The sequence below is a fragment of the Pseudazoarcus sp. NS20 genome (genome assembly GCF_059703745.1).
This window is the reverse complement of sequence record NZ_BAAKIY010000002.1, coordinates 624131-634203: the sequence shown is the minus strand read 5'-3', so window position 1 is coordinate 634203 and position 10073 is coordinate 624131. Positions and strand designations below refer to the sequence as shown.

The 10073-nt window shown below is 59.2% G+C and carries 12 protein-coding genes; 4 read left to right on the top strand and 8 right to left on the bottom strand.

The window, feature by feature from the left end:
- Positions 1 to 309 (top strand): hypothetical protein (locus tag AC6H0W_RS08675; protein ID WP_497576757.1); only part of this gene is annotated, 309 nt, incomplete at its 5' end.
- Here AC6H0W_RS08675 and tyrS read toward each other — a convergent pair.
- Positions 296 to 1495, bottom strand: coding sequence for a tyrosine--tRNA ligase (gene tyrS, locus AC6H0W_RS08670; RefSeq protein WP_497576756.1), 1200 nt, complete (start codon positions 1493 to 1495; stop codon positions 296 to 298). The genes AC6H0W_RS08675 and tyrS overlap by 14 nt on opposite strands.
- Positions 1496 to 1605: 110 nt before the next feature.
- Between tyrS and AC6H0W_RS08665 the strand changes: the two genes are divergently transcribed.
- Positions 1606 to 2946 (top strand): peptidoglycan DD-metalloendopeptidase family protein, encoded by a 1341-nt coding sequence (locus AC6H0W_RS08665; protein WP_497576755.1) that lies wholly within the window; start codon positions 1606 to 1608, stop codon positions 2944 to 2946.
- A gap of 61 nt (positions 2947 to 3007) precedes the next feature.
- Here AC6H0W_RS08665 and erpA read toward each other — a convergent pair whose 3' ends face one another.
- The 4 genes from erpA to rplM all read right to left on the bottom strand — a co-directional run bounded on the left by erpA (position 3008) and on the right by rplM (position 5441).
- Positions 3008 to 3358, bottom strand: a complete 351-nt coding sequence (gene erpA, locus AC6H0W_RS08660) for an iron-sulfur cluster insertion protein ErpA (RefSeq protein ID WP_497576754.1) — start codon at positions 3356 to 3358, stop codon at positions 3008 to 3010.
- Positions 3359 to 3477: 119 nt separating this feature from the next.
- A complete protein-coding gene (gene argC / locus AC6H0W_RS08655) occupies positions 3478 to 4506 on the bottom strand; it encodes an N-acetyl-gamma-glutamyl-phosphate reductase (RefSeq protein WP_497576753.1) in 1029 nt (342 codons plus the stop codon).
- Between the two features lie 100 nt (positions 4507 to 4606).
- Positions 4607 to 4999: a 30S ribosomal protein S9 gene (rpsI, locus tag AC6H0W_RS08650; protein ID WP_497576752.1), complete on the bottom strand. Its 393-nt coding sequence runs from the start codon at positions 4997 to 4999 to the stop codon at positions 4607 to 4609.
- A 13-nt stretch (positions 5000 to 5012) separates the two neighbouring features.
- Entirely contained in the window at positions 5013 to 5441 is a 429-nt protein-coding gene (gene rplM / locus AC6H0W_RS08645) for a 50S ribosomal protein L13 (protein WP_497576768.1), read from the bottom strand.
- A 400-nt stretch (positions 5442 to 5841) separates the two neighbouring features.
- Here rplM and AC6H0W_RS08640 point away from each other — a divergent pair, with 400 nt between their 5' ends.
- Positions 5842 to 6261 carry an OsmC family protein gene (locus tag AC6H0W_RS08640; protein ID WP_497576751.1) on the top strand — a complete coding sequence of 140 codons (420 nt, stop codon included), beginning with the start codon at positions 5842 to 5844 and terminating at the stop codon, positions 6259 to 6261.
- A gap of 4 nt (positions 6262 to 6265) precedes the next feature.
- On the opposite strand, the gene coq7 is transcribed toward AC6H0W_RS08640, so the two are convergent.
- The 3 genes from coq7 to AC6H0W_RS08625 form a co-directional block, all read right to left on the bottom strand.
- Positions 6266 to 6889 (bottom strand): 2-polyprenyl-3-methyl-6-methoxy-1,4-benzoquinone monooxygenase, encoded by a 624-nt coding sequence (gene coq7 / locus AC6H0W_RS08635; protein WP_497576750.1) that lies wholly within the window; start codon positions 6887 to 6889, stop codon positions 6266 to 6268.
- On the bottom strand, positions 6889 to 7347 hold the full coding sequence (locus AC6H0W_RS08630) for a CNP1-like family protein (RefSeq protein WP_497576749.1): 459 nt from the start codon (positions 7345 to 7347) through the stop codon (positions 6889 to 6891). The genes coq7 and AC6H0W_RS08630 overlap by 1 nt, the downstream gene beginning before the upstream one ends.
- Before the next feature lie 322 nt (positions 7348 to 7669).
- Positions 7670 to 8200 carry an RNA pyrophosphohydrolase gene (locus AC6H0W_RS08625; protein ID WP_497576748.1) on the bottom strand — a complete coding sequence of 177 codons (531 nt, stop codon included), beginning with the start codon at positions 8198 to 8200 and terminating at the stop codon, positions 7670 to 7672.
- 149 nt (positions 8201 to 8349) lie between these two features.
- Between AC6H0W_RS08625 and AC6H0W_RS08620 the strand changes: the two genes are divergently transcribed.
- Positions 8350 to 10071 (top strand): proline--tRNA ligase, encoded by a 1722-nt coding sequence (locus tag AC6H0W_RS08620; protein WP_497576747.1) that lies wholly within the window; start codon positions 8350 to 8352, stop codon positions 10069 to 10071.
- Positions 10072 to 10073: the final 2 nt, after the last annotated feature.

Genomic DNA, 10073 nt, shown 5'->3' with positions numbered 1-10073 from the left:
CACACTTATCGATTGTCCAAATTTTTAAAGAACCGCTGCCACCCGGCAGCGAAGAAGCGAGATTATGTACAACTCACTTCACTTCGTCAAGCATCTCAGCGAAAAATCTTTGCCGCCGAAACACCTCACAAATCCCCGCAAACCCGCTGCAAACAACACAATCAGCGGCGAAGAGGGGCGCATTGTATAGACACAAAAACCCCTGTCAACACCCCAACAACAACTTCTTCAAAACAACACAAACACAACCACGCACCAATCCAGTGCCGTCAGATACTTAGGCGTAAAAAATACTTCACACAACCTTGATCGAAGCAAAGCGACGCTTGCCAACCTGCAGCACAATCTTGCTACCCGATTGAACGACCAGCGCGCGGTCCTCGATCTTTTCACCATTCATGCGCACCCCGCCCTGCTCGATCATGCGAATTGCCTCCGAGGTGCTCGCCGTCAAACCCGCTTGCTTCAACAGCTGAACAATCGCCAAACCTGAACCGTCAGCATTCAACACTACCTCCGGCATGTCGTCAGGTAAGGCACCGCGGCGGAAGCGCGCCTCGAAATCTTCCAGCGCCATTTCGGCGGCCTTGCGATCGTGGAAACGCTCAACGATTTCCTGCGCGAGCATTACCTTGGCGTCACGCGGGTTGCGACCGGCCTCAACTTCGGCGCGCAGAGCTGCAATTTCCGCAGAGGAGCGGAACGACAGCAAATTGAAGTAACGCCACATGAGTTCGTCGGAGATCGACATCAGCTTTCCGAAGATCTCGCGAGCCGGCTCCGCAATACCAATGTAGTTACCCAAAGACTTCGACATCTTGTTTACGCCGTCCAGCCCTTCCAGCAGCGGCATGGTGAGCACGCACTGGGGGGCCACCCCGTAGTCACGCTGCAGCTCACGCCCGACGAGCAGGTTGAATTTCTGGTCGGTACCGCCCAACTCGACGTCCGACTTCATGGCAACCGAGTCATACCCCTGGCACAGCGGATAGAGGAACTCGTGAATCGCAATGGACTGACCGTTGGCGTAGCGCTTGGAGAAATCGTCGCGCTCAAGCATGCGGGCAACTGAGTGATGCGAGGCCAGCCGAATCATCCCCGCCGAACCAAGCTCCTGCATCCAGGACGAGTTGAAGCACACCTCGGTCTTGTCTGGGTCAAGAATTTTGAAGACCTGCTCGCGATAGGTGCGGGCGTTCTCTTCGATCTGCTCTCGTGACAATGGGGGGCGAGTGGCATTCTTACCTGAGGGGTCGCCGATCATGCCGGTGAAATCCCCGATCAGGAACATCACATGATGACCGAGTTCCTGGAAGTGGCGCAGCTTGTTGATCAGCACCGTGTGACCAAGGTGCAAATCGGGCGCAGTCGGGTCAAAACCCGCCTTCACCCTCAGCGGACGCCCAGTTTTGAGACGCTCAACAAGCTCACTCTCGACGAGCAACTCTTCCGCTCCGCGCTTGATATATTCGAGCGTGCCCTCGACATCCACCATGAAAATCTCCGTTTTACCTTCTGAATCGTCGCGAACGACTTGATTTGCTTTGTACTTTGGCGAGTCCGTTGCTAGACTGCACGAAAAATTTTTTTACCCCAAGGATTCACATGCGGCTCAGGGAAAATGAGATTCTAGCGGAATCGCCTCAACAGCCCACTCGCCCGAAACGGATACCGCTCTCCGTTGCCCTCTTCACCTTCTCCGCTTTCGCCGTCGTCGCCGCGATTGCAGATGTTCCGGGAAGCAACAACACTCCCTTCGAACCTCAAACAGTCATCGAGCAGTTGAGCTCGCCTGGTGTCGAAATGCTGACACTCGGCTCGAACCTCCCGTACGTGTACAACGACAGGATTCTGCCCGGCGACACCCTGCAGTCGATCTTTCGACGACTTGGCATTCAAGACAACGAAGCTTGGGCGTATCTGAACGGCAACAGTGACATGCACAACGTGCTGCGCCAATTGCGCGCAGGCCGCTCGCTGGTCGCGATGGTTGCTCCTGACGGCACGCTCGTTTCTCTTAATCTGCCCGTCGCACGTGGCAGCGAACGCTTTGTAGTCACCCGTGAGAACGGCCAGCTTGTTGCCTCAAGCGCTGAAGCCGCTCAACTCGACACCCAAGTCGAAATGCGCTCGGGAACCATCACTCACTCGCTATTCGGCGCAACCGATGCAGCCGGCGTACCCGACAGCGTCGCGAGCCGCTTCGCAGAAATCTTCGGCACACAGATCGACTTTTCGCGCGATATCCGCAGCGGAGATCAGTTCAGCGTTGTGTACGAAACCGCCTACGACAATGGAATCCCCGTACGCACCGGACGAATCCTTGCGGCGGAATTCCGAAACCAAGGCAAGACTCACCGAGTTCTGCTTCACCGCGAAGCCGATGGCAATGAAGCTTTTTACACTCCGGACGGCCGCGGCCTGAACCAAGCATTCCTCCGCTATCCGCTCGAATTTACGAGAATTTCGTCCAGCTTCGGTCGCCGCATGCACCCCATTCACCGCAGCTGGCGCAGCCACAATGGCACCGACTTCGCGGCCCCGACGGGCACTCCCATCATGGCTTCGTCGGACGGTCGCGTGCACTTTGTCGGCACGCAGAACGGATACGGCAAGACCGTGATCATCCAGCATCGTGACGGCTACTCGACGCTGTATGCACATATGAATGGCTTTGCCCGCGGCATCAGCACGGGGCAGCGCATCCGCCAAGGCGAAACCATCGGCTATGTAGGCATGACGGGCTTTGCCACAGGCCCCCACCTTCACTACGAAATTCGCGTCAACAACCAGCCGCGCGACCCGATGAAAGTGGCACTCCCTCAAGTCGAGCCGCTGGACAAGGCGGAGCTTGCTCGATTCAAGGTCGCAGCAGAGCCCATGCTTGCGCGCCTAGATCTACTCAATCATCAACCGACCCGTGTCGCCTCAGCAGCATCTCGCTGACAATCACCGAAAAGAAAAAAGGACCCCGCGGGGTCCTTTTTTTGGCTCGAACTAAACCGGCTTAGACCGAGAACGAAGACCCGCAACCGCAGGTACTCGTAGCGTTCGGATTGCGAATTACGAACTGCGCACCTTCAAGACCTTCCGAATAGTCGATCTCGGCACCGGACAGGTACTGGTAGCTCATCGAATCGATCAACAAGGTCACGCCGTTTTTCTCAAGCGCGGTATCGTCTTCGGCCACTTCTTCATCGAAGGTGAAACCGTATTGAAAGCCGGAACAACCACCACCCGAAACAAACACACGCAGCTTCAGATCGGGATTGCCTTCTTCGTCGATCAACTCACGAACCTTGCTGGCTGCACTATCGGTGAATACCAGCAGTTCCGGCATGTCGGTAATCGTACTCATGTTCTCTCCTAGGAAAACCACGGTGCCACGTAACTCGCAGCACTTCATATGTACTTTTGACGCAGCGCAAACCAGCGAAGTTCCTTCTGCCGATTCCGCACACGCCTAGCTTACGCTTGTCAGGGGCTGACGGGAACCACTTCCAGCCCGCAAGCCTCATCGAACCCGAACATGATGTTCATGTTTTGAACCGCCTGCCCTGCGGCCCCCTTCACTAGGTTGTCGATGACCGACAACACCACGACCGTATCGCCACCTTGCGGACGATGCACTGCCATACGGCAAAGGTTGCTGGCCCGCACTGAACGGGTTTCCGGATGACGCCCCGGCGGCATGACGTCCACGAACGCCTCATTGCGGAAACGCTCTTCGAAGAGAGCCTGCAAATCGACTTCGCGCGTCAAACGACCATACAAGGTCGCGTGAATGCCGCGCACCATGGGCACCAGATGCGGTACGAAAGTCAGCCCGACGGAGCGACCGGCAACGGTGGCCAAGCCTTGCCGAATTTCGGGAAGGTGGCGATGCCCCGCTACGCCGTAAGCCTGGAAATTATCCGCAGCTTCCGCAAACAGCGTGCGCACCTCGGCCTTCCGGCCCGCGCCCGACACACCTGACTTGGAGTCGGCCACCAAACCATCGAGATCCACCACACCAGCCTCTACCAACGGCAGAAACCCGAGTTGCACCGCGGTGGGATAACAGCCCGGATTAGCGACCAATCGCGCCGTGCGAATAGCTTCGCGATTCAATTCCGGCAGGCCATATACGGCCTCCGCAACCAACTCCGGCGCGGCATGCTCCATGCCGTACCACTTCTGCCACTCGGCAACATCACGGATTCGGAAATCTGCAGCAAGGTCGATCACCCGCACGCCGGCAGAGACGAGTTCGGCCGCCTGCTGCATTGCAATGCCATTGGGCGTCGCAAAGAAGACGACGTCGCACTGATCGAGTCGAGCATCTTGCGGAGCTACGAAAGCCAGATCGACACGCCCACGCAGACTCGGAAACATGTCCGCGACCGGCATGCCCGCCTCGCCTCGAGAAGTGATCGCGGTAACTTCAACACCGGGGTGAACACATAACAGCCTGAGCAGCTCTACGCCCGTATATCCGGTTCCGCCGACAACACCTACCTTGACCATTGCACCTCCTGACTTCGCTTGCAATCGCTTGCGCGGAGCACAAGCCTAAAAACACAAAAGCCGCCCACAGGGGCGGCCTTTGACAAGCAACCAAACGCGGTTAGCGCTTGGAGAACTGCTTGCGGCGACGCGCCTTGCGGAAGCCAACTTTCTTACGCTCGACTTCACGGGCGTCACGCGTGACGAAACCGGCTTTACGCAACACCGACTTCAGTTCGGGATCGAACTCGATCAGAGCGCGGGTGATGCCATGACGCACAGCACCCGCCTGACCCGATTCGCCACCGCCGGTCACGTTGACCATGATGTCGAAACGAGCGGCGTTTTCGGTCAGCACCAGCGGCTGACGGACCACCATGCGACCCGTTTCACGCGAGAAGAATTCGTCAACCGGCTTGCCGTTGACGACGATGCTGCCGGAACCCGGCTTCATGAAAACACGCGCAACCGCCGTTTTGCGGCGGCCCGTGCCGTAATTGTAGCTCACAGCCATTGAGGGGCTCCTGTCAGATCTCGAGAACTTTGGGCTGCTGCGCGGCGTGCGGATGCTCGGCACCCGCATAGCACTTCAGCTTCTTCAGCATGGCGTAGCCCAGCGGACCCTTCGGCAGCATGCCTTTCACAGCCTTCTCGAGGACGCGGGCCGGGAAGCGCTGCTGCATCTTCGTGAAGGTGGTTTCGTAAATACCGCCCGGAAAACCGGTGTGGCGGAAGTACTTCTTGTCCACGGCCTTGTTGCCGGTCACGCGCAGTTTGTCGACGTTGACCACGACGATGAAATCGCCGGTATCAACGTGAGGCGTGTAGATCGCCTTATGTTTGCCGCGCAGACGGCGAGCAACTTCAGCCGCAAGACGGCCAAGCACCTTGTCCGACGCATCGACAACAAACCAGTCGCGCTTGACCTCATGCGGCTTGGCAGAAAACGTTTTCATTCGAATCCTCGATTCTTGTCCGGCCACGCAAGGGCCATCAAACGGAAAGCACGGGATGATATCGGATACCGCTGCTTAGTGTCAAACAACAAGACAGCAGAACGTGCATGAAAAAAAACGCAGCCCGGGGGTTACCGGACTGCGTAAATCCACACCAAAGGAGGAGGGTGGAGGAGACACCGATTGAGGCGAGCAATTCAACCTCACTGAAGCCAATTATCCTGATTAACACTGCTTCAAGCAAGTAAAATTTGTGCGCCGCACAACAAATGTTCTGATGCGAATATAAGAATCCTCTATCAGAGTTTTGCACCTTGGGCGGCGGCCCAACTGACGTGCAAACAGGCGGGTTCCGCTAGAATTTCATCCCTCATATTCTTCACGCCACTTAGGAGCGATCATGGAGTGCACTATCAAATGGCTGGACGGAGTCAGCTTTGTCGCGGAAACCGGCTCAGGCCATCTGGTGGCAATGGACGGCGCCCCTGACGCCGGCGGGCGCAATCTGGCGCCCCGCCCGATGGAGATGCTGTTAGTGGGCGCAGGCGGATGCAGCGCGTTCGATGTCGTGATGATTCTGCGCCGCGGGCGCCACGACATTCGCGGCTGTACGGCCAAGGTCATCGCCGAACGCGCAGAGACCGATCCGAAGGTGTTCACCCGCATCGGCTTTCACTTCACGATAACCGGCAAGAACCTGAAGCCCGAGGCCGTCGAGCGCGCCGTGCATCTTTCGGCCGACAAGTATTGCTCTGCCTCGGTCATGCTCGGCAAGACAGCCGCCATGGAGCACACCTGGGAAGTCGTCGAAGCCGAGTGAATCGTCAGATACGCTGAGCCAGCGTGGTCATCACGCGCCCCATCGCCCGCATGCCCCCTTTGACCGCAGTCGGCAACTCGGCTCCACCGAGCTTGGCTGCCGTTTGCGCGTGACGGACTTCGTCTTCGCTCATCTGCTCAAGGATCGCGCGGGTCTTGACGTCGTCAGGACGCACCTTCTCGAGATGCCTCTTGAGATGTGCCTCGACCTGCCGCTCGGTTTCAGCCAGAAACCCCAGGTTCCAGCGGTCGCCTGCCCTACCCGCCGCCATGCCGATCATCAACGAACCGGCATACCAAAGCGGATTCAGCAGGCTCTTGCGCCCACCCAGTTCGGCAATGCGACGCTCGGTCCAAGCGAGGTGTTCCGTCTCTTCGTCGGCCGCTTTCTCCAACTCCTGCCGAACGCCCTCGTCGCTCGCGGTCAGTGACTGCCCCTGATACAGGGCCTGCGCACAGATTTCGCCGCAGTGGTTCACACGCATGAGCGCTGCGGTTTCCGCGCGCTCGGCATCAGACATGGAGACATCGGGCAAATCCGAACCGGGCACTGGCCGCACGGTTGCAGCGGGCGCGAGCAAGGTGCGCAGCACCTTGTCGAACTGAACGATCAAACCATCGACATTCATCAGCGCCCCCATCCGCGTTCCACCCCCGTTCGCAACGTCCGCAGCGCATCCGCAGTAGTTCGGGGTGGAGCAGGACCGTCGCACAGGTAATTGATCGCCAGGGCGGTCTGCGGGGTGTTCACGCTTGCCGTTCGCATCGTCTGCCACTCTGAGCGACGCGGCGTCGTCCATTCGCCGTCAGGACGACCCAGCGCGTACAGTTTGCGCTCGCCCGTCGTGCACCGGATACCTTCAAAGGTCACGTTCTCGGCCCCACCGCTGGTACGGGTGACCAGCACGAAGCGAACCACGTAGTCAGATCCGACTTCAAGCGACGACTCATCCACATACGAGCGGTTGGATGAGGCCGAGCTGACAAAAAACTCTCGCAGAGAGGCTTCCTGCGGCGGCGGCGGAAACTCGACTTCGGCCTCCCGCCAATTCTCGTCAGGCTCCGAAAGAAACTGGGCCGTTGCCATGACAGGCACGGCCAAAGCCGCAGACAAGACCCCCTGCAAGACACGTCGCAGAATCAAACACATCATCCAACCTCGCATCCTCCCGAGCGGCCAGCGCATCAGCACTCACCCCACAGGCCACACAAATATCGCGAGCGCCGCACGGCGTTCGCACGCAGACTCTGCCCTACCCTTCACCGCAAAGCGCGATGTTCAGACGGGCGTTTCGATGAAAAGTGTACCCCGGAAGCCCAAGCGCCGGTAGAGCGCCCTTTCCAACAACTGGATGGACATGAAAAAGCCCCGCCAATCGACGGGGCTTTCTTGAGCTTGCGCTGATCGGTCACGGCTCGCGAACAACCGCCACGTCCCGGTATTCCGCCGGCAGTTCAGGCACCGCCGGCCGGAACAGTATGGAAGACAGCTCGGACAGCGCCAGCTGATAAACCTGCCGCTTGAATTCGATCACGGAATCCAGCGGAATCCAGTACTCGTGCCAGCGCCAAGCATCGAATTCAGGATGCTTGCTGGCCCGGAGCGACACGTCGGTATCCCGCCCCGTGAGCCGCAACAGGAACCATATCTGTTTCTGACCACGATACGTGCTACGCCACTCACGGCGTATCCAGTTTTTCGGAACGTCGTACTTCAACCAGCCACGCGTGCGTCCGAGAATCTTCACATGGTCGGGTCGAAGCCCGACTTCCTCGAACAGCTCCCGATACATGGCCTGCTGCGGGCTTTCGCCGTGCTTGATGCCACCTTGCGGGAACTGCCAGGAATGCTCGCGAATCCGCTTGCCCCAGAAAACCTCGTTACGCCCATTGACCAGGATGATGCCGACGTTCGGGCGATAGCCCTCGCGATCGAGCATGCTGGAACCCTTGATTCATTCAGTTGAGTCGATTTTTCCACACTTGCAGGGGCTTGGAAAGCGCGAGTCTGCGCGGGTTCCGCTGTTCGCCCCCGCCCCGCTGATAGAATGCGCGCGACAAACCGACAACCTTTCTCCGGAAATTCACGATGTTCGCCAGCAGGTTCTTCATCTCCACGCTCAAGGAAGCCCCGTCCGACGCCGAGGTCACCAGCCATCAACTGATGCTCAGGGCCGGCCTGATCCGCAAGGTTGCCGCCGGCATCTATACCTGGATGCCGATGGGCCTGCGCTGTCTGCGCAAGGTCGAAAACATCGTGCGTGAGGAAATGAACGAGGCCGGCGCCATCGAGGTGCTGATGCCGGCGGTGCAACCTGCCGAGCTGTGGCAGGAATCGGGGCGCTGGGCGCATTACGGCCCGGAACTGCTGCGTTTCAAGGACCGCCACGAGCGGGACTTCGTGGTCGGCCCTACGCACGAGGAAGTCATCACCGACATGGCGCGTCGCGAAATCCGCAGCTACCGTCAGCTGCCGCGCCACTTCTATCAGATCCAGACCAAGTTCCGCGACGAGATCCGCCCGCGCTTTGGCGTGATGCGTGGTCGTGAGTTCCTGATGAAGGACGGCTACTCGTTCCACGCCAGCTACGATGACCTGGTGCGTGAGTACGGCAACATGTACGACACCTACCATCGCATCTTCAACCGCATCGGCTTGCAGTTCCGTGCGGTCGCGGCTGACACCGGATCGATTGGCGGCACTGGCTCGCACGAATTCCACGTCATCGCGGAGACGGGCGAAGACGACATCGCCTACTGCCCTGCATCCACTTACGCGGCCAACGTCGAACTGGCAGAGGCTCTTGCTCCGGCACTTACACGCCCGGCGCCCGCGAGTGCCTTGCAGAAAGTCCATACACCAGGCGTCAAGACCATCGCCGAGCTGGCTGAATACCTCAAGCTTCCAGCTGATCGCACGGTCAAGGCCATCGTCGTCGAGGGTGATGATGAAAGCGGCCGCAAACCGGTCTTGCTGCTGGTGCGCGGCGACCACGAGCTTAACGAGATCAAGGCGCAGAAACTCGATGGCATTGCCGATCCGCTGGTGTTTGCCAGCGCCGAGGCCATCCAGGCAGCATTCGGCGCCGCGCCGGGGTCACTGGGCCCCGTCGGTTTCAAGGGCCGCGTGATCATGGATCGCAGCGTTGCCGCCATGGCCGACTTCGTTGTCGGCGCCAACGAAGACGACTGGCATTACACCGGCGCCAATATCAGCCGCGACTTCAGCGAACCCGAGGTGGCCGATGTGCGCAACGTCGTAGCGGGCGACCCCTCTCCTGACGGCAAGGGCACGCTGGAAATTTGTCGTGGCATCGAAGTCGGCCACATCTTCCAGCTGCGCACGAAGTACGCGCAGGCGCTTGATTGCAAGTTCGTGGACGAGAGCGGGCGTGAGCAGGTCATGGAAATGGGCTGCTACGGCATCGGTGTGTCGCGCATCCTCGGCGCAGCGATCGAACAGAACAACGACGCACGCGGGATTCTGTGGCCGAGCAGCATCGCCCCCTTCGAAGTGGTGATCTGCCCGGTCGGCTACGACAAGTCCGATGCTGTACGCGAAACGGCCAGCCAGCTGCGCCAGCAACTGCTGGAAGCCGGGATCGACGTGATTCTGGATGATCGCGGCGAGCGCCCTGGTGCGATGTTCGCTGACTGGGAGCTGATCGGCGTGCCGCAACGCATCGTGGTGGGTGACCGCGGATTGAAGGAAGGCCTCATCGAGCTTCAAGGCCGCAATGAGGCCGAAGCCCAGCGTATCGCGCCGACCGACGCCTTGCCGACCTTGCTCTCTCGCCTGCGAGCACGCTGAGC

Coding starts and splice junctions, on each gene's coding strand:
- AC6H0W_RS08665 (WP_497576755.1), top strand. CDS start 1,606: ATGCGGCTCAGGGAAAATGAGATTCTAGCGGAATCGCCTCAACAGCCC.
- argC (WP_497576753.1), bottom strand. CDS start 4,506: ATGGTCAAGGTAGGTGTTGTCGGCGGAACCGGATATACGGGCGTAGAG.
- AC6H0W_RS08640 (WP_497576751.1), top strand. CDS start 5,842: ATGGAGTGCACTATCAAATGGCTGGACGGAGTCAGCTTTGTCGCGGAA.
- AC6H0W_RS08620 (WP_497576747.1), top strand. CDS start 8,350: ATGTTCGCCAGCAGGTTCTTCATCTCCACGCTCAAGGAAGCCCCGTCC.
- erpA (WP_497576754.1), bottom strand. CDS start 3,358: ATGAGTACGATTACCGACATGCCGGAACTGCTGGTATTCACCGATAGT.
- coq7 (WP_497576750.1), bottom strand. CDS start 6,889: ATGAATGTCGATGGTTTGATCGTTCAGTTCGACAAGGTGCTGCGCACC.
- tyrS (WP_497576756.1), bottom strand. CDS start 1,495: ATGGTGGATGTCGAGGGCACGCTCGAATATATCAAGCGCGGAGCGGAA.
- AC6H0W_RS08630 (WP_497576749.1), bottom strand. CDS start 7,347: ATGGCAACGGCCCAGTTTCTTTCGGAGCCTGACGAGAATTGGCGGGAG.
- AC6H0W_RS08625 (WP_497576748.1), bottom strand. CDS start 8,200: ATGCTCGATCGCGAGGGCTATCGCCCGAACGTCGGCATCATCCTGGTC.
- rpsI (WP_497576752.1), bottom strand. CDS start 4,999: ATGGCTGTGAGCTACAATTACGGCACGGGCCGCCGCAAAACGGCGGTT.
- rplM (WP_497576768.1), bottom strand. CDS start 5,441: ATGAAAACGTTTTCTGCCAAGCCGCATGAGGTCAAGCGCGACTGGTTT.